General features: G+C 68.9%; 21 protein-coding genes. 8 read left to right on the top strand and 13 right to left on the bottom strand.

The window, feature by feature from the left end; genetic code table 11:
• The first annotated feature begins 127 nt into the window (after nt 1-127).
• Complete coding sequence (locus tag FFI87_RS04045) at nt 128-568, top strand: lysozyme inhibitor LprI family protein (RefSeq protein WP_138848169.1); 441 nt, start codon at nt 128-130, stop codon at nt 566-568.
• Between the two features lie 125 nt (nt 569-693).
• On the opposite strand, the gene groL is transcribed toward FFI87_RS04045, so the two are convergent.
• The 10 genes from groL to FFI87_RS03995 all read right to left on the bottom strand — a co-directional run bounded on the left by groL (nt 694) and on the right by FFI87_RS03995 (nt 8,749).
• The gene (groL, locus tag FFI87_RS04040) at nt 694-2,334 is read right to left on the bottom strand and encodes a chaperonin GroEL (RefSeq protein ID WP_006753915.1); all 1,641 of its coding nucleotides are present in this window, start codon (nt 2,332-2,334) and stop codon (nt 694-696) included.
• 46 nt (nt 2,335-2,380) lie between these two features.
• Nucleotides 2,381-2,674, bottom strand: a complete 294-nt coding sequence (gene groES / locus FFI87_RS04035) for a co-chaperone GroES (protein WP_004186661.1) — start codon at nt 2,672-2,674, stop codon at nt 2,381-2,383.
• Nucleotides 2,675-3,043: 369 nt separating this feature from the next.
• On the bottom strand, nt 3,044-3,553 hold the full coding sequence (locus FFI87_RS04030) for an SRPBCC family protein (RefSeq protein ID WP_138848170.1): 510 nt from the start codon (nt 3,551-3,553) through the stop codon (nt 3,044-3,046).
• 44 nt (nt 3,554-3,597) lie between these two features.
• Nucleotides 3,598-4,230, bottom strand: coding sequence for a LolA family protein (locus tag FFI87_RS04025; protein ID WP_138848171.1), 633 nt, complete (start codon nt 4,228-4,230; stop codon nt 3,598-3,600).
• Nucleotides 4,227-4,649 carry a quinol oxidase gene (locus FFI87_RS04020; protein ID WP_138848172.1) on the bottom strand — a complete coding sequence of 141 codons (423 nt, stop codon included), beginning with the start codon at nt 4,647-4,649 and terminating at the stop codon, nt 4,227-4,229. The genes FFI87_RS04025 and FFI87_RS04020 overlap by 4 nt, the downstream gene beginning before the upstream one ends.
• Before the next feature lie 28 nt (nt 4,650-4,677).
• Nucleotides 4,678-5,457, bottom strand: a complete 780-nt coding sequence (locus FFI87_RS04015; protein ID WP_012363213.1) for an anti-sigma factor family protein — start codon at nt 5,455-5,457, stop codon at nt 4,678-4,680.
• Nucleotides 5,457-5,972 (bottom strand): sigma-70 family RNA polymerase sigma factor, encoded by a 516-nt coding sequence (locus tag FFI87_RS04010; protein WP_138848173.1) that lies wholly within the window; start codon nt 5,970-5,972, stop codon nt 5,457-5,459. Before FFI87_RS04010 ends, FFI87_RS04015 begins: the two co-directional genes overlap by 1 nt.
• Before the next feature lie 55 nt (nt 5,973-6,027).
• Nucleotides 6,028-6,387, bottom strand: a complete 360-nt coding sequence (locus FFI87_RS04005) for a hypothetical protein (protein WP_012363211.1) — start codon at nt 6,385-6,387, stop codon at nt 6,028-6,030.
• A 270-nt stretch (nt 6,388-6,657) separates the two neighbouring features.
• Nucleotides 6,658-7,902 carry an NAD(P)/FAD-dependent oxidoreductase gene (locus tag FFI87_RS04000; protein ID WP_138848174.1) on the bottom strand — a complete coding sequence of 415 codons (1,245 nt, stop codon included), beginning with the start codon at nt 7,900-7,902 and terminating at the stop codon, nt 6,658-6,660.
• 67 nt (nt 7,903-7,969) lie between these two features.
• On the bottom strand, nt 7,970-8,749 hold the full coding sequence (locus FFI87_RS03995; RefSeq protein WP_012363209.1) for an ABC transporter substrate-binding protein: 780 nt from the start codon (nt 8,747-8,749) through the stop codon (nt 7,970-7,972).
• A gap of 378 nt (nt 8,750-9,127) precedes the next feature.
• Here FFI87_RS03995 and FFI87_RS03990 point away from each other — a divergent pair, with 378 nt between their 5' ends.
• The 4 genes from FFI87_RS03990 (at nt 9,128) to FFI87_RS03975 (ending at nt 12,836) form a co-directional block, all read left to right on the top strand.
• Nucleotides 9,128-10,090, top strand: a complete 963-nt coding sequence (locus tag FFI87_RS03990) for an ornithine cyclodeaminase family protein (protein WP_012363208.1) — start codon at nt 9,128-9,130, stop codon at nt 10,088-10,090.
• Nucleotides 10,087-10,881: a transcriptional regulator gene (locus tag FFI87_RS03985; RefSeq protein WP_006759597.1), complete on the top strand. Its 795-nt coding sequence runs from the start codon at nt 10,087-10,089 to the stop codon at nt 10,879-10,881. The genes FFI87_RS03990 and FFI87_RS03985 overlap by 4 nt, the downstream gene beginning before the upstream one ends.
• Before the next feature lie 93 nt (nt 10,882-10,974).
• Nucleotides 10,975-11,709, top strand: coding sequence for a DsbA family oxidoreductase (locus tag FFI87_RS03980; protein ID WP_138848175.1), 735 nt, complete (start codon nt 10,975-10,977; stop codon nt 11,707-11,709).
• Between the two features lie 338 nt (nt 11,710-12,047).
• Nucleotides 12,048-12,836: a sulfite exporter TauE/SafE family protein gene (locus FFI87_RS03975; RefSeq protein ID WP_138848176.1), complete on the top strand. Its 789-nt coding sequence runs from the start codon at nt 12,048-12,050 to the stop codon at nt 12,834-12,836.
• 353 nt (nt 12,837-13,189) lie between these two features.
• Here FFI87_RS03975 and FFI87_RS03970 read toward each other — a convergent pair whose 3' ends face one another.
• Complete coding sequence (locus FFI87_RS03970; RefSeq protein WP_012363205.1) at nt 13,190-15,277, bottom strand: D-(-)-3-hydroxybutyrate oligomer hydrolase; 2,088 nt, start codon at nt 15,275-15,277, stop codon at nt 13,190-13,192.
• 248 nt (nt 15,278-15,525) lie between these two features.
• The gene (locus FFI87_RS03965) at nt 15,526-15,891 is read right to left on the bottom strand and encodes a BON domain-containing protein (RefSeq protein WP_006759602.1); all 366 of its coding nucleotides are present in this window, start codon (nt 15,889-15,891) and stop codon (nt 15,526-15,528) included.
• A gap of 464 nt (nt 15,892-16,355) precedes the next feature.
• Here FFI87_RS03965 and FFI87_RS03960 point away from each other — a divergent pair, with 464 nt between their 5' ends.
• The 3 genes from FFI87_RS03960 (at nt 16,356) to FFI87_RS03950 (ending at nt 19,574) form a co-directional block, all read left to right on the top strand.
• Nucleotides 16,356-17,828: a TAXI family TRAP transporter solute-binding subunit gene (locus FFI87_RS03960; RefSeq protein ID WP_138848177.1), complete on the top strand. Its 1,473-nt coding sequence runs from the start codon at nt 16,356-16,358 to the stop codon at nt 17,826-17,828.
• 91 nt (nt 17,829-17,919) lie between these two features.
• On the top strand, nt 17,920-18,558 hold the full coding sequence (locus FFI87_RS03955; RefSeq protein ID WP_006752404.1) for a 2-hydroxychromene-2-carboxylate isomerase: 639 nt from the start codon (nt 17,920-17,922) through the stop codon (nt 18,556-18,558).
• A gap of 68 nt (nt 18,559-18,626) precedes the next feature.
• On the top strand, nt 18,627-19,574 hold the full coding sequence (locus FFI87_RS03950) for a LysR family transcriptional regulator (protein ID WP_006752403.1): 948 nt from the start codon (nt 18,627-18,629) through the stop codon (nt 19,572-19,574).
• Nucleotides 19,575-19,616: 42 nt separating this feature from the next.
• Here FFI87_RS03950 and FFI87_RS03945 read toward each other — a convergent pair whose 3' ends face one another.
• Entirely contained in the window at nt 19,617-20,018 is a 402-nt protein-coding gene (locus tag FFI87_RS03945) for a polyketide cyclase (protein WP_138848178.1), read from the bottom strand.
• Nucleotides 20,019-20,064 lie beyond the last annotated feature (46 nt).

Below are 20,064 nucleotides of genomic sequence, written 5' to 3'. Positions count from 1 at the left end.
CGAGAAATGGCAGGACGGCATCAACGAGGACATCGATCGCACAGCGCTATAACGGCGGCGGCGATCCGAATTACACAACAAAGCTCGACTACGTGTTGCTCGTGCTTCGCAAAGGGGACGCCGTAACATGCGCACGCTAGCACTCGCCATCTTTGCGGCGACGGCATGCTTATCGACGCAAGCCTTCGCCGCCTCCAATGACGGCACGCCGAGTGAGCGACAACTTCGCGCCGAATGCTCGTATGACGCCACCGGCGTGAAAGAGTGCTTGCAAAGAAAGCAACGCGATAGCAAGGCCAACTTGGAGCAGGCCGAAGAAAAAGCGCGGAAAACCATCGCCAGATGGGATGAGGATTCAAAGTACATTCGCATCACCGGCGCCAGGCTGTCCGCCTCGAATACCGCATTTGCCGAATACCGCGACGCGCAATGCGCATTTGCGTCATCCTTAGGCGGCGGCGCGATTGGCAACGCACTCGAAATGCGGCGCCTGGCATGCATCGCGGAACTCAACAATCGACGCGCCGATCAACTGCGCGACGCGGTATCCGATCTGCCGTTGAAATAGACGACGAAGCTGCGGTTGCCCGCAATCACGGACGCGCATAAAAGAAGACCCGCATCGCTGCGGGTCTTTTCTTTTGGCTGGAACGCGCATCGCTGCGCGCTCCGGACACCATCGACCGAAGTCGATTACATGTCCATGCCCATGCCGCCCATGCCGCCCGGCATGCCGCCCGGCATCGGTGCATCTTCCTTCGGCAGTTCTGCGACAGCTGCGTCCGTCGTCAGCAGCAGGCCAGCAACCGAAGCTGCGTTCTGCAGTGCGGTGCGCGTGACCTTGGTCGGGTCGACGACGCCGGCTTCAACCATGTCGACGTACTCGCCCGTTGCTGCGTTGTAGCCGTAGTTGCCCTGGCCTGCAGCAACTGCCGCCACCACGACGCTGGCTTCTTCGCCGCCGTTCGTGACGATCTGACGCAGCGGCTCTTCCATCGCGCGCAGCACGATCTTGATGCCGGCGTTCTGGTCGGCGTTCGCGCCGGTCAGGCTTGCGATTGCCGTGCGAGCGCGGATCAGCGCAACGCCGCCGCCTGCCACGATGCCTTCTTCCACTGCTGCACGCGTTGCGTGCAGTGCGTCTTCGACACGTGCCTTCTTTTCCTTCATTTCGACTTCGGTCGCAGCGCCGACCTTGATCACTGCCACGCCGCCGGCCAGCTTGGCCACGCGCTCTTGCAGCTTTTCACGGTCGTAGTCCGACGTCGCTTCTTCGATTTGCGCGCGCACTTGCTTCACGCGTGCTTCGATGTTCGCGGCTTCGCCTGCGCCGTCGATGATCGTCGTGTTTTCCTTGCCCACTTCGATGCGCTTCGCCTGGCCCAGTTCTGCCAGCGTTGCCTTCTCGAGCGTCAGGCCGGTTTCTTCCGCGATCACCTGGCCGCCGGTCAGGATCGCGATGTCTTCCAGCATCGCCTTGCGACGATCGCCGAAGCCCGGTGCCTTGACCGCGACGGTCTTCAGGATGCCGCGGATGTTGTTGACGACCAGCGTTGCGAGCGCTTCGCCTTCGATGTCTTCAGCGATGATCAGCAGCGGACGGCCAGCCTTCGCGACTTGCTCGAGTACCGGCAGCAGATCACGGATGTTCGACACCTTCTTGTCGTGCAGCAGCACGAACGGGTTGTCGAGGACGGCGACTTGCTTTTCCGGGTTGTTGATGAAGTACGGCGACAGGTAGCCGCGGTCGAACTGCATGCCTTCGACGACGTCGAGTTCGTCGGCGAGCGACTTGCCGTCTTCGACGGTGATCACGCCTTCCTTGCCGACCTTGTCCATCGCTTCAGCGATGCGATCGCCGATCGACGTGTCGCTGTTCGCCGAGATCGAGCCGACCTGCGCGATTTCCTTGTTCGTCGTGCACGGCTTGCTGATCTTCTTCAGCTCTTCGACGGCCGCTGCGACTGCCTTGTCGATGCCGCGCTTCAGATCCATCGGGTTCATGCCCGATGCGACGTACTTCATGCCTTCGCGAACGATCGATTGCGCGAGGACGGTTGCCGTCGTCGTGCCGTCGCCTGCGTTGTCGCTGGTCTTGGAAGCGACTTCCTTGACCATTTGCGCGCCCATGTTCTGGAGCTTGTCCTTCAGCTCGATTTCCTTCGCGACCGACACACCGTCCTTGGTGACCGTCGGGCCGCCGAAGCTGCGCTCGAGCACCACGTTGCGGCCCTTCGGACCCAGCGTGACCTTGACCGCGTTGGCGAGAATGTTCACGCCTTCGACCATCTTCGAACGGGCGGAATCGCCGAATACGACGTCTTTAGCTGCCATCTTCTAACTCCTTGAATTCTTGGGAATATGTACCGTCAGTGGACGCTTACTTCGCGTTGACCACGGCCATGATGTCTTCTTCGCGCATGACCAGCAGTTCCTGGCCGTCGACCTTGACGGTCTGACCTGCGTACTTGCCGAACAGGACGCGATCGCCGACCTTCACGTCGAGTGCGATCGGGGCGCCCTTGTCGTCGCGCTTGCCCGGGCCGATGGCCAGGACTTCGCCTTGATCCGGCTTTTCAGCTGCTGCGTCGGGGATCACGATGCCCGAGGCGGTCTTGGTTTCCTGATCCAGGCGCTTGACGATCACTCGATCGTGCAAAGGACGAAGGTTCATATTCACTCCTCTCTTGACTGAGATTGAAGAACGCTTAGGGAATCTGCCCGGCGGGTCGCCCGGCAGAGAATTGTTAGCACTCTCGTGCAGCGAGTGCTAATTATATGGACGGGTTTTGACAAATTCAAGAAGGGAAACCGGAGGTTTTTTCGCGGGGGCCGAAACGGCGGAAAAACGGGGATCGAATTGAAAAATCCTTTTGAAACAAGCAAGTAGGCATCAATACTGCGCTCCGGCAGCACGCGGGTGCGGGATTTCCCGACCCGCGCACCGCTTTGACACGGGGTAAGCACCGAGTTCCCGCGATCGTCCGGCATCGCATGAAAAGGCCCCTTCGGGCGCCGCCGGGCCCTGTCCGGGGCCGGATCGTCACATGTCGGGACAGCCCGCGACCGGCTGGTACGTCCGGCCGTCGGTCTGGACCGTCGCGCCGAGCCGGCGCGCGAGCCCTTTGGCCCCTTCGCGCATCACGACGTCGTGATTCCAGATGAACAGCGGGCGAGCGAGCGGCTCGAGCCAGTTCATCCAGCGCTCGCGCGTGCGGATGTGCCAGTCGTAGCGCACGACGGTGCGCGTGCCGTCGCCGCTGAACGACCAGCGGCCGTCGCCTTCGATCGCGCCGCTCGCGCGGCCTTCGAGCACATGCGGCCGCTCGACGCGCAGCACGCGCATGTCGAAGGTCAGCCGGTACGGCAGCGCGCCTTTCCATGTGTAGCGCTGCAGCGCGCCGACGCCGCGCGCGTCGCCGCGCTCGATCTCGACGGTTCGTACCGCGCTCTTCCACCAGTCGGGCCAGCGGTCGACCTGGTAGATCGCGTCCCAGACCGCCGCGAGCGGCGCATCCACGCGCCACGTCGTCGAAAACCGGTATTCCGCCATGCAGCCTCCGGCACGAGTCGGGATCGGGAATCAGGGATGAGGGATCAGGGCGCGAAGAAGCGGGCGGGAAACGCGACGTCGATCTCGACGTCGTCGAGCGTCACCGTTTCGAGCGGGTCGCCGTCACCGTCCGCGAAGCTGACGACCTTCAGCGGAAAACCGTCCTCGGTGTCCAGCCACAGCCGGTAGCGATGCACGCCATCGACCGCGTGCGCGGGCGCGCCCGTCACCGACACGCGCAGCGCGGTCCGCCCGTTGACGGTCTCCTCGCCTTCCGTCACCGTCGCGCCGCCCTGCTGCAGCGCATGCACGTTGCGCAGCAGCTCGCCGACGTCCGAGCGGTCGACGCGATGGCCGCTGCGGTCTCGCACGAGCGGATTGGACGGCGACAGCCGCAGCGCGGGCGGCGCATGCTCGCCGAACGGGCGCAGCCGGACCTTGCCGTCGCCGGGATCGTACGCGAGCACCGCGCCACGATGGGGCGACACGAAGTCCATCCGGACGAAACCGGGTTTCAGGTACGCATAGTGGAATTCGGTGCGTTCGCCGCTTCGCGCCGACGAGCGGATCGTCGCGCGGTACGAGCGGACCTGGTCGAAATGTGCCTGCGCAACGGTCACCGGGTCGGCTGTCATGCTCGCTCCTATCAGGCTCGCGGCCAGCAATGCGGCGATCATGGCGTCGCCTCGACGTCGAGCACGCCCTCCATGCCGCGTTCGCGATGGCTGCGCAAGAACAGCAGCCGATGCGTGCAATAGTAGGCGAAGCGACCGGGCTGCGTCGGCGTGAAACGGAACGTGCGCGGGGTCGTGGCCAGTTCGGTGTGCACCGCGATGCCGGCCTGCGGCGCATCGATTTCGAAACTGTGCGGCACATGGCCCGGTTCGGCCGATACGGTCAGCTCGACCGGCACATGCGCGCGGACGATCACGTGGTTCGGCCGAAAGAAATAGCTGCCGCCGACGATCGTCACCCGCTGCACGCCGTCGGCGTCGACCGGCACGCGCACCGGGGCGTCGCCTTGCGCCCGCGCGAGCCCGGCGCCTGCCGCGAGCACCGCCACCACCGTCGCCATCATCGCCGTCTTCGCGTTCATCTTCTGCTCCTTGCCGATGCCGCGCGCGTCACCCCTTCCATGCGTCGGTCGGCCCGCCGAGCGCGCCGCACGCGTCGATCGCGAGCTCGCGCAGGCGCCGTTCGTCGCCGCGGCCGGACAGCGCGTAGCCCATGCCGCGATCCGACCAGAAATACGTGTAGCGTCCGTCCGCCGACATCGCCCGCGGCGCGAGGCGCCGTGCATCGTAGGCCGTCATGTACAGCGTCACGCGCGCGCCGTCCGCGCGCTGGTACATCAACTGCGCGGCCGGCCCCGCGTCGCCCGGCAGCAGGCGCCCGCCCAGCAGCACGTAGCCGTATTCGTCGAGCGACGGCGCCCGCACGGGCCGACCGAGACGCGCGGACAGCCATCCGGCCAGACGCGTGGGGTCGCGGGCATCGATCTCGACCGGGTGTTCGCGATCGGCCGCGTACACCGCATACGCGACATCCGCGCGCGCGGCGAACGCCGGTTCGACGCCGAACGCCGTCCAGCCCACGTGCAGCGCGATGCCGAGCACCAGCCCGGCCGCCAGCCCCGCGAACGCATAGGCAAGGCGCCGGCGCGACGCGCGCCGCTGCACGAACAATGCCGATGCGGCGCCCGGCAGCGGGAACAGCGCGCGCAACGCGTCACGCTGCGCGCTGTAATGCGCGAAGCGCTCGGCTTCCCGCGGATCGGACTCCAGCCGCTCGAGCACCTCGCGGCGCTCCTGCCCGGACAGCTCGCCGTCGAGCAGCGCCGACAGCAGCTGGGCCGATGCAGCGTCGTCCCGATCGTTCGAAGGTTTGCGCGGATCGTCGTCCATCATGTCTTCCCGATCACCCGTAACGCGGCCGTGCCGTGCGCCGGCGGCTCGCCGGACAGCAACGCACGCATCTGTTCACGCGCCCGCGACAGCCGCGACATCACCGTCCCCACCGGCACGCCGAGCACCTGTGCGGCGTCGCGATAGCTCAATTCCTCCAGCGCGACCAGCAGCAGCACCTCGCGCTGTTCGACCGGCAGCCGGTACAGCGCGCGCTGCACGTCGCGCAGCATCAGGCCGCTGATCTCGTCGGCAGGCGCGGCCATCGTCTGCCATGGCGCGGTGGCGTCGTCGACCGCGATCTCGTGCCGCGCGCGCAACTGGTCGATGAACCGGTGGCGCAGCAGCGTGAGCAGCCACGCGCGCAGGTTGCCGCCGTCGCGCGGCGGCCGGTTCAGCGCGCGCTCGAGCGTGTCCTGCACGAGATCGTCCGCCCAGGCGCGCTCGCCCGTCAGCGCACGCGCATAGCGCGTGAGATGCGGCAGCCACACCAGCAGGTCCGATTCGTAGCTCATCCGGATGCCTCGCGCGTCGCCACGTCGTCAGTCAGTCGGTCTGCCCGTCCGTTTTTCAGGGACGCGCGACGTGCCACATGCCGCCGACTCCGTCGCCGCCCGCGTCACCAGCCTTGTGGTCCATTTTCCAGCGATACAGCGGGCGACCGTTGTACGCCCATTGCTTCTTGCCGTCGTCGCGCGTGACGAGGCTCAGCGCACCCGACGCCTTGTCGTATGCGTCGGCGAGCGCCGGCGGCCAGTTGGCCGCGCAGGTGCCGTTGCAGGTGCTCTTGCCCGGCGCGTCGTGATCGAATACGTACAGCGTCATGTGATCTTCGTCGACCAGTTTCCCGTTGCCGGCCTGCGGCGGCTCGGCGGCCGCGGGCCGCGCGATCGCGGCCGTCAGCGCGATGGTGAACAGCATCGTTTTCATTCCCGTTCTCCTTGGCATGGCATGGCAGCACGGCACCGCCGGACGGGCGTCGACTTCGTCATGGTCATTATCCCGCTGCCCGATTGCACCGCGACTCGGTATATAAACGGACGGCCGCGGGCGGTTATTCCATGCGGCCTGCCGATTGCCCGCCATTCGTCCAACCAAGCCAATCTGGAATCCCAAGAAAAACGCGGCATGACCTTGCCGTCATGCCGCGTTGTGCACTGCAACGGCCGCACGCGCGGCGGCCGTCACCCGCCGACTCGCTCAGCCGAAACGCGCGGGCCGGTACGGATGGGGATCGATGTAGGTCGGCGCACCGGTGATCATTTCGGCGAGCAGCCGTCCGCTCGCGGGGCCGAGCGTGAGCCCGTGATGGCAATGCCCGAACGCGAACCACAGATGACGATGGCGAGGCGCCGGTCCGATCACCGGCCGCATGTCGGGCGTGCACGGCCGCATCCCGAGCCACGGAGCCGGATCGAGCCGCTCGCCGATGCCGAACGCGTCGCGCGCGAGCGGCTCGGCACGCGCGAGCTGCACGCCGGTCGGCGGCGCGTCGCGCAACGCGATCTCGACGCCGGTCGTGAGGCGCAGGCGGCCGCCCTCCATCGGCGCGACCACGAAACCCGCCTCGGTATCGCACACCGGCACGCTCAGCGGCGCGCGAGTCGGCAGGTAATGCATGTGATAGCCGCGCTTCGCGCGCAGCGGAATCCGGTAGCCGAGCGGCGCAAACACGTGATCGGACCACGGCCCGAGCGCGACCACGGCCGACCGCGCCGAGATCGGCCCGTGTTCGGTATCGACCTGCCAGCCATCGCGCACCTGCGCGAGCGTCGTCGCGTCGCCGTGCACGAACGTGCCGCCGTCGCGCTCGAACAGCCGCGCGTACGCTTTCGTGAGGCCGCCGGGGCTCGACACGGTCTTCGGATCCTGCCAGTGGAACGCGCCGCAGAATGCGTCGCCGATGCCGGGCTCGCGCTCGCGCAGCGCGCGCGCGTCGAGCACGCTCATCCGCAACCCGTGCGCGTCGGCCATCCGCTGTTGCGCGCGCGTTTCCGCCTCGAACAGCGCGGGCGAACGGAACGCCTCGAGCCACCCGCCGTCATGCACGAGCGGCTGCGCGTCGGTGCGCGCGAGCAGCGCGTCGTGCTCGACGACGCTCGCCGCGACGAGCGGCAGCATGTCGCGCGCGGCAGCCGCGAGGCGCTGCGGCGACGATTCGCGCCAGAAGCGCGCGAGCCAGCCCGCGTACGCGGGCAGCGCCTTGTAGTCCCAATAGAGATCGACCGAGCGGTTGCGCGCGTAGCGCAGCAGCGTGCCGAGCCGGCGCGGGAACGCGTACGGCACGACCGACGAGCGCTCGATCAGCCCGGCATTACCGTGGCTGGTTTCCTCGCCGGGCGCGCGCCGGTCGACGAGCGCGACCCGCAGCCCGCGATCCTGCAGATGCAGCGCCGACGACACGCCGACGATGCCGGCCCCCAGAACGATGACGTCGAAATCCATGCTTCCCCGTACTGCGTCGAGATTCGGTGCGACGCGCGCCGGCATGGCGGCCGGCGCGCGGCCAGGCTTACTTCGCGACGATGTCGCGCTTGAAGTACTTCTGCGACAGCGCGCTCAGCGTGCCGTCCTTCTTCAGTGCGTCCAGCGCGCCGACGATCTTCGTCTGCAGCGCCTTGTCGCCCTTGCGCATCCCGAAGCCGGTGCCTTCGCCGAGCGTCGCGGGATCCTTCAGCGGCTCGCCGACGATCTGGTAGTCGCGGCCGGCCGGCTTGTCGAGGAAGCCGTCCTGCGCGGTCTGCGCCTCCTGCACGGCCGCATCGAGACGCCCGGCGACGAGATCGGCGTAGATCTGGTCCTGGTCCGGATAGGACACGACGGCCACGCCCGCATTCGCCCAGTGCGCCTTCAGGAAATCCTCCTGCGACGAGCCCTGCAGCACGCCGACGTGCTTGCCGCGCAGGCTCGCGGCATCGGGCCGCAGCGGCGAGCCACGGTGCGCGACCATCACGATCGGCACGACGTAGATCGCCGGCGTGAAGTCGATGCTCTGCTTGCGCTTCGCGGTGATGTTCATCGCCGAATTGATCGCGTCGAACTTGCGCGCCTGCAGCGCCGGGATCAACCCGTCGAACGCATTCTCGACCCACACGCACTTCATGTTCAGCTTCGCACACACCGCGTTGCCGATGTCCACGTCGAAGCCCTGCAGCTGGCCGGCCGGCGACTTGCTCTCGAACGGCGGGTAGGCGGCTTCGATCCCGAAGCGCAGCGTGGTCTGTTCCGCGTGGGCCGTGACGGCCGCGCACGCGAGCGCCGCGACGGCGCAGAGGGAAAGCTTCCAGTTCATGACGGATGTCCTTCGATTCCGGATTGAGGCGATGAAGACCGGTCGCGCGACGCCGTTGCCGGGCGCTGCCCGCGCCGGATCGGTTTGCGATGAGCCGGCCGCCATGCGGCGACACGCTGGTCCGCACTCAGAAATATAGACTCTTAGTCTACTATAGACTATAGGGGATACGATAATCGCGGTGCTGACGCCGTCCCTCGCCATGCCGTCGCTTGCGCAAAACCCCTTTGATTTATCTATGTTTTTCCTTGCGCACGCGGCCTGCAAAGAAAAACTCACCCGACTATTTTCGTCTATATTAGACTTTTAATCCATCACGAACACTGCCGGACACGCTCGATCGAGACAGTCCTGTCCGGCCCCGACCGGAGAAGTCCCATGACGCAACCCGCCCCGACCCTGCCGCTCACCGTCGACGAAGCCGCGGTGCGCGCGGCGCTGCCGTCGCTCGACGTGCTCGGCACGCTGCGCCGCATGTTCGCGTCGCTCGCGTCGGCCCGCGCGGTGCAGCCGCCGCAAACCCTCACGCTGTTCCCCGAACAGGCCGGCGATTTCATCACGTATCTCGGCGCGCTCGCCGACGAGCAGGTGTTCGGCGCGAAGCTGTCGCCGTACGTCGTGACGGGCGGCAAACCGATCGTGACCGCGTGGACAGCGCTGATGTCGATGCGTACCGGCCAGCCGCTGATGTGGTGCGACGCGGGGCTGCTGACGGTCGAGCGCACGGCCGGCACGACGGCGCTCGCGGTCGACTGCCTCGCGCCGCGCGACGCGCGCCGGCTCGCCGTGATCGGCACGGGCGCGGTCGGCCTCGCGCATCTGCGCCACGCCGCGGCCCTGCGCGACTGGGCCTCGATCAGCGTGCATTCGCCCGCGCTCGCCGGCGACCCGGCGCTGCAGGCGACGCTTGCGCGGATCGATCCGCGCGCCCGCCCGGCCGCCAGCGTCGAAGCATGCGTGCGCGACGCCGACGTCGTGATGCTGTGCACGTCGTCGGGCACGCCGGTGCTCGCGGACGGCGTGCTCACGCGCCCCGCGCTCGTCACGTCGATCAGCACCAACGTCGCGCGCGCCCACGAGATCCCGCCCGCGTGGCTGCCCGACATGGACGTGTATTGCGACTACCGCGACACGACGCCCGCCAGCGCGGGCGAGATGCAGATCGCGGCGGCCGCGCACGGCTGGACGCCCGAGCGGATCGTCGGCGACCTGCCCGCGCTCGTCGCCGGCACCTGCGCGGCACCGTCGCGCACGCGTCACGCGTTCTTCCGCTCGATCGGCCTCGGCCTCGAGGACATCGCGATCGCGCACGCGCTGTACACGCATCTGACGCGCGCATGAGCAGCACGCGCACGCGGGGCCGATACAATGGCGCAACCGCCGCGGCGGCAGCGCGCGGACGCACGGACATGCCGGTCGACGGTACGCCGGCGCGCCGCGCCGATGCACCGCCCGGCCCCCGCTCACCCGAGATGGCGATTCCGATGCGCAAGAAGCAATCCCCCGTCAAAGACCTGCTGCTCACCCGCTATGCGCCGATCGCCGATGGCATCGCGGCGCTGTTCTTCCCGTACGCGGAAGTCGTGATCCACGACCTGCACGACCAGACCGTGCTGTACCTCGCGAACAACCTGTCGAAGCGCGAGGTCGGCGACGACTCGGCGCTCGAGGAAATCGATCATTCGGCGCGCGAGCGCGTGATCGGCCCGTACGAGAAACTGAACTGGGACGGCCGGCGGATGCGCTGCGTGAGCAACGTGCTGTTCGACGACGAAGGCCGCCCGGCCGGGATGATGTGCATCAACTTCAACATCGCGGTGTTCGACGACGTTCGCGCGACGCTCGACGTGTTCATCAAGGGTGCGGGCATCGTCGCACAACCCGACGAACTGTTCCGCGACGACTGGCAGGAGCGCATCAACACGTTCCTGCACGGCTGGCTGCGCGAACGGCAGGTCGGCCTGAACGGCCTCACGCGCGAGCACCGGCGCGAACTCGTCGAGGCGCTGCACGCGGAAGGCGCGTTCCGCGGCAAGAGCGCCGCGAACTACGTCGCGAACGTGCTCGGGATGGGACGCGCGACCGTCTACAAGCACCTGAAGCATCTGAAGGAAACGCAGGGCGACGCGTAAGGGACTCGTTCCGCCCGCGCCCGGCCATGACGAAGCGTCGCGGCATAAAATGATATAGTCACAGTTACATTTATTTGCCGCCGCTACTTCCCCATGACGACCACCGCTGCCCCGACTGCCCTCCCGACCCTGACCGTCGAGATCTGGTCCGACCTGATCTGCCCGTGGTGCTGGATCGGCAAGCGCCGCTTCGACGAGGCGCTCGCGGCGTTCGCGCACGCGGACCACGTCGACGTCGTGCTGCGCGCGTACCGGCTGATGCCGGGCCAGCCGGTCGAACCGGTCGAGGCGATGCTCGCGGGCAAGTACCAAATGTCGCCCGCGCAGGTCGACCAGATGCTGCGCCAGGTGACCGACGCGGCCGCGAGCGTCGGGCTCCGCTACGATCTGCCCGGCACGTCCGTCGGCGACACGCGTGATGCTCACCGGCTCGTGAAGCTCGCGGAAGCGACCGGCCGCGCCCATGCGCTGACCGAACGCCTGTATCGCGCCTATTTCTGCGAGCATGGCTCGCTGTTCGACCACGCGGCGCTGATCGACTTCGCGGTCGAAGCCGGGCTCGAGCGCTCGGCCGTCGAAGCCGTGCTGCGCAGCGACGCATACCGTGACGAAGTCGAGGCCGACATCGCGCGGGCCGCGCAGATCGGCGGACGCGGCGTACCGCTGTTCGTGTTCGGCGGCCGCTACGCGGTGTCGGGCGCGCAGCCGGCCGACGTGTTCGCGCAGGCGCTCGAGCAGGCGTGGCGCGACGGCGCGATCGTCGAATTCGCCGGCGACGACGCGGCCGCGTGCGGCCCCGATGGCTGCGAACTGCCGCCGCGCGGCTGACTTCCGGCGCCGCGCGACGCGCGCGGCCGCCACGCGTCGCTCCTGTCATAAACCGGCAGGAAGCGCGCGCGAATGACGTCTGCCATTCAGCCTCTCAAAGCACTCTCAGAAGGCTGCCGGGCCACCCGCTCGCGGATACCGGCGCGCCGCCCCGTCCGGCCCGGCGCCCGTTCAAACGCACGTTTCATCCACCGGGAACGGCCCGCCCGGCGGCCCTTCCCGGCCGATTTTTAACGTAGTCGTACACCAACGCGCCACTTTTGCGACAATGGCGGACTTTGCATGCGCGCGCCGCAGCCGCGCGCCACCGCCGAACGCCGCATAACCGCCTGCTTCCGATGTCGCTCCCCCATATCGATCTGCTGTACTCCCTGTCCGGCCTGTTCGTCGGCATTCTCGTCGGCCTGACGGGCGTCGGCGGCGGTTCGCTGATGACGCCGATCCTCGTGCTGCTGTTCGGCGTCCACCCCGCGACGGCGGTCGGCACCGACCTGCTGTACGCGGCCGCGACCAAGGCGACCGGCACGCTCGTCCACGGGCTGAAGGGGTCGATCGACTGGCGCATTACCGGCCGGCTCGCGGCCGGCAGCGTCCCGGCCGCGGCCGTCACGCTGTGGGTGCTGCACACGCACGGCGTGAATTCGCCCGGCACCGCGCGGGTGATCCAGCTGGTGCTCGGCATCGCGCTGCTGCTCACGTCGCTCGCGCTGATCTTCCGCCCGCAACTCACCGCGCTCGCCGCGCGCAACCCGCTCGCGCCGAGCCCCGCGCGCACGCTGTGGTCGACCGTGCTGACGGGCGCCGTGCTCGGCGTGCTCGTGTCGATGACGTCGGTCGGCGCCGGCGCGATCGGCGTCACCGTGCTGCTGCTGCTGTACCCGGCGCTCGCGACCACCCGCATCGTCGGTTCCGATATCGCGCATGCGGTGCCGCTCACGCTCGTCGCGGGCATGGGCCACTGGCTGCTCGGCTCGGTCGACTGGTCGATGCTGCTGTCGCTGCTGCTCGGCTCGCTGCCCGGCATCGTGCTCGGCAGCCTGCTGTCCGCGCGCGCGCCCGAGCGGCTGCTGCGCAACCTGCTCGCCGCGACGCTCGTCGCGGTCGGCGTGCGGCTCGTGCTCGCGTAACGACGCGGCCGGCGGTTTCCGCGCGCGGGACGCGCTGCTTGCGGCGCCTCGCGCGTCGGCACCCTCTCCGCAAAAAAAACAGCCCGACCGGCCTGCGCCGATCGGGCTGTCGTCCATCCGGAGCCACGCGAACCCGCGCCGCCCGGCGCAAGACCGGGCCGCGCGGGCCGCAACGCGATGCTTACTGCCCCTGCTGCTCCAATTGCTGCTGCTTGTGAGCTGCTGCATACGCGCCTGCCCCTTCAGCACGCGCTGCGGCGCGGTACGGTTCGCGAGGATGCCGTCGTCGATTCCAGACGCGAAAAAAAGCCGGACGACCGTCCGGCTTCATGACCGCGCTGCGGCGGATGCCGTCAGAGCGGCACGTCGATCGCGCCGGCGCCGGCCGTGATTGCGTTCGCGCCCGGCGACGTCGCGATCGGCGGCAAGTTCGCGCTCGTCAGCGCCGGCGCGGCGCCCGGCGTGCCGCCGCGCGGCACCGTGCGGATCACCTGCGACGGCGGCAGCGCGGTGCCGTTCTTCAGATGGCGCCACATCAGGTTCAGCGCCTGCACGTTGTAGTAGTGGACGGGCACGAAGCGCGTATCGAAGCCCGCGACGGGCAGGAACGCGTCGAAGTGCTGCCCGTTCGTCACCTCGTAGAACACGAGCTGGCTACGGGCGCCTTCGCTGATGCTGTTCTGCGCGACGTATGCGCGCGACGCGTGGTTCACCGGCACGAGCGCGTCGCTGCGGCCCTGCACGATGATCGCGGGCTTGCCCTGCAGGTTCGCGTTCACGCGCACGGCGTCGACGTTCGCCGGCATGTCGAGCATCCCGTTGGTCCACAGCTGGCGCAGGCACAGCGCGCCCGCGAAACTGGCGTCGGGGGTCGCGAGCCGGTGATCGACGCCCGCGCCCGTGTTGAACACGAGGTCGATGCCGCCCGTCGGCGGCACGCCGTTGCCGACGCCGAAGATGGCCGGCATCGGCGACGCGGCGGGCGCCGCGACCGTACCGGTCGGCGCGCTGGTGGTCGCGAAGCTGAAATTGCACAGATTGTCGGTCACGCGCGAGCGCGTGTACGCATTCGCATAGGTGACCGCGATCGCCGGAATCGCCTGCGAATCCCACATCGACGCCTGCAGCAGGTCGGAATCGGCGAGATAGCCGGCCGCATGCAGCTGTGCGAGCGCGTCGGCGGCCTGGCTCTGCGTATCGGCGCCCGACACGAGCCCCGCCGCGGCGAGCGTCGCGCAGCGCTGCGTGCGGATCGACTGCGTGGTGGCGGCCGGCAGCCCGCTCAGGTACGGCTCGCCCGCAAGCGACGCCGACGCGGCCGCGCACGGCTGCAGCAGGTTCGCGAGCGTCGCGTAGTCGGCCAGCGGCCGGCCGAACGACGGCGCCGGCTGGCCGCCCTCGCGCACGATCGCGTTCGGCGACATCCGCACGTTGACCTGCGGCTCGCCGACCACGACCGCCGTGATCCAGCGGCGCGTGTCCTGCTCGGCCGCCGCGAGCGCCGCGCCGCCGCCGTTGCTGACGGACGCGGCGATCGTCGTGATGTCGCCCGGGTGGTAGCGCACGCCGTGATGCGAGCTGTCGAGCACCGGCCCGAACTGCTCGTTGAGCGCCCAGTACGCGAATTCGACCGCCTGTAGCGTCGCGTGCCCCCAGTCCTGCTCGGGATTCTGCTGCGAATGCGCGTGCTTGAACGCGTAGCGGTTCGGGAAGCGGCCGTTGAACGCGGCCAGGTCGCCGCTCGTCACGTTCGCGGTAAAGAGGCTGGCATTGCCGGCGAGCACCGCGTTGGCGAGCGTGCCGTCGATCAGCGTGATCGTGTCGGAGCCGAGCTCGTGCGCGCCGTTGCCGCCGCCCTTGTCGTTGTACGCGACCGCGCAGCCGCGCTTGAGGCCCCATTCGCCGGCCGCCGAAATCGCGCCGTACACGCCGCGCGAACCCGACGACGTCGCGGTGACGATGCACGGCTGCTTGGGATCGAAGCTGGCAGGCACCTGCACGAGCAGCGTCACGTTCTTGCGGCCGCTGCCGTCGTCGGAATATGCGAGATATTCGGTGCCGGGGATCTTGCCTTCGCCGAGCGTGGCGTTGCCGTCGAGGTCGACGTTCGGCCCCCAGAAGCGGCCGTAGCCGCCGTTCGCGCTCATGTCGACGAGCGCGCGGTAATTCGACCAGATCGCGAGCCGGCGCAGCTCGGCGCTCGTCGGCCGGGACGGATTCGCGAACGCGGGCGCCGTGGAGGCGAGGCCCGTCTTGCCGAGGCCGGCCGTCAGCAGGTCGTCGCTCGCGCCGTCATAGGCGGTCGTGCGCACGCTGCCGGACACGAAACCGGGCAATCGGTTGCGCTCGCCCGAATCGGCGTCGTTGCAGCCGCCGAGCAATGTGAGCGCGGCCAGCGCCGCGCCGAGAAGAATCCGAGTGCCCCACCCGTGCGTCGTCATTGCCGCCCCCTATCAGTATGGATATCGCTATCGCTGCGCCGCTGCGTCGTGCGCGGCTCGCGGCCTGTCGGGAAAACACCGGGCCGCTCCTGATATTCCGCCCCGAAGGCAGTCCCGCTGGGAGATGCTCTCCCGGCGGGCTGGCGCGCAGCGACAGCTGGGGCACGCTGCGGCGCAAACGGGCCCCGGCATGCCGGGGCCCGTCTGAAAGCAGGCGCGGGCGGCACTCGCGCGCCGCCCGCCCGGCATTATTGCTGCTGAACCGTCAGCTTGTTCGAGACCGACGTCACGCCGCTCACACCCTTCGCTGCCTCTTCCGCCTTGTCGATCTGTGCCTGGTCGGGCACCGTGCCCTCCAGCGTGATCGCGCCGCCCTTCGAGCGCACGACGAGGTTCGCCACGTCGATGCCGCCTGCCTTCGTGATTGCCTTGCGCACCGCGTAGCCGAGCTTGCGGTTCGCCTTCTTCGCGGTCTTGGCCGCCGCCTTCGGCGAGCTCGCTGCCGCGGCCGGCGCTTCGGTGGCCGCCGTATCGCTGGACTGCGCGTATACGCTGCCCGTCAGACAGGCCGCCACGGCCGCAACACCCAACGCTCTCAACACGATCGACTTCATGCTATCTCCTTGTAACTCCTGAACGGCCGTGCACAGTACGGCCGGATACCCCCAATGGCAGCCGGCCCGCGCGCGAACGGGCGGGACGGCCGATGATTTCCACGGCGATGCGAGAGAGGCGACACGGGCCGGCAACCGGCGCGCGCGAATGCGGGCCGGCCGGGCCGGGCAGCCGCCGGCCGGACGCGCCCGGTCTCATTGCGTGCCGGGTCGCGCGCGAATCGGGCGCGGCTGCGTCGCACAATGTAATCCAGCGCCCGCCGAAGCGCAAAGCTTTTGACGCGCGGGCGAGCGCCGCCGCACACCGCCGGCCGTCGTGGCCGGCCGGGCAAGCCCGCGCGACACGGCGGAGGATTCGCGCACGTCGGGGGAAACCGGGTACCATCGCCGCCAGACCATGCATCGCGTGCAGCGTCCGAGCCCGCCGTCATCGATGCGTCACACCCGTGTCATCCGCCGCCGCCATGAAGCCAGCCAGCCCTCGCCCGCCCCGCCGCATCCTCGCCCGCTTCGTCGCGGTGTCGTGGCGCGACCTCGCGCTGTCGATCGGCCCCACCGTGCTGCTCGCGGGCACGGCGGTCTGGCTCGCGGTCAAGCTGATCCAGCCGGCGCCGCCGTCCACGCTCGTGATTTCGTCCGGGCCGCCCGGCAGCACCTACTGGAACGCCGCGCAGAAATACAAGGCGATCCTCGCGAAGAACGGCGTCACGCTCGACGTCGAGTCGTCCGAAGGATCGGCGCAGAACCTCGAGCGGCTGTCGAACCCGAACGCGCCGGTCGACGTCGGCTTCGTGCAGAGCGGCATCGGGCCGAAGGAGCGCGACGAGCACCTGGTCTCGCTCGGCAGCATCGGCTACGTGCCGCTCGCGATCATGTACCGCGGCCCGATCGTCGCCCGCCTGTCGGACTTCAAGGGCAAGCGCCTTGCGCTCGGCGCGGAAGGCAGCGGCGCGCGCGAACTGAGCCTGGCGCTGCTGAAGATGAACGGCATCGTGCCGGGCGGCGCGACCGAGCTGCTGCCGACCGCCGGCGAGGACGCCGCGACCGCGCTGCTCGACGGCAAGATCGACGCCGCGTTCCTGTCCGGCGACTCGACCCAGATCCCGGTGATGGCGAAGCTGTTCCGCGCGCCGGGCGTGCACGTGTACTCGTTCACGCAGGCCGAGGCGTACGCGCGGCGCTTTCCGTACCTGACCGCGATCACGCTGCCGATGGGCGTCTACGATCTCGGCCGCAACCTGCCGCCCGCCGACATCCACACGGTCGCGCCGACGATCGAGCTGGTCGCGCGCGACACGCTGCACCCCGCGCTGTCCGACCTGCTGATCGAGGCCGCGCGCGAGGTGCACGGCCACGCGACGATCCTGCAGCACGCGGGCGAATTCCCGTCGGCCGTCACGCGCGGCTTCCCGCTGTCGGACGACGCGGCGCGCTACTACAAGTCGGGCAAGACCTTCCTGTACCGGCGGCTGCCGTTCTGGGTCGCGAGTCTGGTCGACCGGATGCTCGTCGTGCTGGTGCCGCTGATCGTCGTGCTGATTCCCGGGCTGCGGCTGGTGCCGTCGCTGTACGGCTGGCGCGTGCGTTCGCGCATCTACCGCTGGTACGGCGCGCTGATCGCGCTCGAGCGCCGCGCGCTCGGCGAGCATACGGCCGAGGAGCGTGTCCAGCTGCTCGACGAGCTCGACGACATCGAGGAAGCCGTGAACCGGATGAAGATGCCGCTCGCGTACGCGGGGCAGTTCTACGTGCTGCGCGAGCACATCGGCTTCGTGCGCGAGCGCCTCACCGCGCACGAGCACGACGCCGCGTCGGGCGCATCCGGCACGTCCGGCACGTCGGGTACGCCCGGCGCCGGCCCACCCGCGACGGCGCGAACCGCGGAGGCGTCGCCGCCGGCCGGCGCGCCCCCCCGGGCGACTCCCGGTTCCGCGTAAGCGGCCGATCCGCGATCATTGCTGCATCCGCGCCACCGCGCAACATGAAGGCCGCCGCCAGGCGCGCACGCCCCACCCTCTGGAGATCGCCATGACAACCGGCCTCGATACTGCCCAACCCGCGTGGTTCTACGACTTCGTGTCGCCGTTCTCCTACCTGCTGCTCGAACAGCTCGACAAATGGCCGGACGTGCCGTTCGAACCCGTCGCCGTGTCGCTGCTGGACCTGCAGCGACACTGGGGACAACGCCCGAGCGCCGAAGTACCGGCCAAGCGCGTGTTCACGTACCGCCACGCGCTGTTTCGCGCCGAACAGCTCGGCATCCGCTTCAAGATGCCGCCCGCCCATCCGTTCGATTCCGACAAGGTGCTGCGCCTCGCGCTCGCGCTGCGCGCCGATATCGCGACCGTGCTGGAAATGTTCCGCTTCATCTGGCACGACGGCAACGATCCGTCGACGCCGGACGGCTTCGCCGCGCTGTGCGAACGCGTCGGCGTGAGCCACGGCGACGAACTGATCGAATTCGAGGAAACGAGCGCGCAGTTGCGCCGCAACACCGACGACGCGATCGCGCTCGGCGTGTTCGGCGTCCCGACCTTCTGGATGAACCAGCAGCTGTTCTGGGGCGAGGATGCCCTGCCGATGGTGCTGTACTGCGCGCGCACGCCGAACTGGCTCGAGTCGCGCGAGGTCAAGCGGATCAGCACGCTGCCGAAGGGCCGCGTGTGATGGCCGGTATCACGCACGGCGACGCGCGGCTGCGGTAAGGTTACGCTTCCCCGAACCAGCCCGCCCCGATGGAAGACGACGACCGTACCGCCTCCCTCGATATCTGGCTCGTGCGCGTATTGCGCACGCTGCTGCTCGAGCGCAGCGTCACGCAGGCCGCGCTGCGGCTGAACCAGACCCAGCCCGCGATCAGCACCGCGCTGCGCAAGCTGCGCGAGACGCTGAACGACCCGATACTCGTGCGCGGCAAGTCGGGGATGGTGCCGACCGAATACGGCGCGTCGCTGCTCGGTGCAGCGTCGCGCGCGCTACGCGAGGTCGACTTCATCGCGACACCGCACGGCGACTTCGACCCGTCTTCCGCGCGGCGCACGTTTCGCGTCGCCGCGCCCGATTACCTGAACGATTTCTTCATGCCGACGCTGATCGAGCGCTTTCGCGACGCGGCGCCGCATGCGCATCTGGAAATCGACTCGCTGAATCCCGCGCTCGACCACGCGGGGGCGCTCGAATCGGGCGCGCTCGACCTCGTGATCGGCAACTGGCCGAAGCCCGACCCGCACTTCGCGCGGCAGGACCTGTTCTCCGACACGATCGTGTGCCTGATGCGCGACGCGCATCCGCTCGCACGCGAGCCGCTCACGCGCGAAGCGTACGCGTCGGCCGCGCACGTCGCGCCGACGCCGTACACTGGCGACAAGCGCAACGCGATCGAGATCGGCCTCGCACGCGCGCGCCTCACGCGGCGGATCGTAACCACGCTGCCGTACTTCGGGATCGTGCCGCAGGTGCTGCTGCAGTCGGACCTGATCTTCACGACGACGCGCCGCTTCGCGACGCACTATGCGCAGCTGTTGCCGCTCGTCGTCGTCACGCCGCCCGTGCCGTTCCCGCGCATCAAGAGCTACCTGCTCACGCACCCGCAGCCCGATCGGCCGACCGACATCGCGTGGCTGTGCGCGCTGATGCAGAGCGTATCCGACGAGCTGACCGCCGCGCGCGGCCGCAAGCGCTGACCCGCGCGGCGCGGCCCGCGCGCGCGCATGCGACGCGGCCGCTCACGCCGTGCAGAAGGTTTCCTGCAGATGGGTCCAGCGCACGACGCCTGCCGCGTCGCGTTCGAACACGGCGGTCGCGCGGCGCGCGGGCAGTTCGCCCGACGCCGCCTGCTGCGCTTCGAGATAGGTGAGCACCGCATGCGACGCGTCGGCCGCGAGCACGCGGATGTCCGACAGCGCGATGCGCAGCCCCGGCTTCGCGCCGCTGAGCTTCGCGAACAGCGCGCGCATGCCGTCATGGTCGAACACGCGACCGTCGGTCATGATCATCGTGAAATCGGCGGAGAAAGGCGCGAGCAGCGCATCGAGCGCCGCGGGCGCGGTATCGGCGCCGGACAGCCAGCGCTCGATGGCGACGAGGCTCGCATCGAGCGCGTCGAGATAGACCTGATGATCGGACATGGAACCTGCACGAAAGACGCGCGGCCCGATGCCGCGCGATCCGTGC

It is taken from the genome of Burkholderia sp. KBS0801 (genome assembly GCF_005937855.2).
GTDB classification, from domain to species: domain Bacteria; phylum Pseudomonadota; class Gammaproteobacteria; order Burkholderiales; family Burkholderiaceae; genus Burkholderia; species Burkholderia ambifaria.
This window is presented reverse-complemented; position numbering and strand designations above follow the sequence as displayed.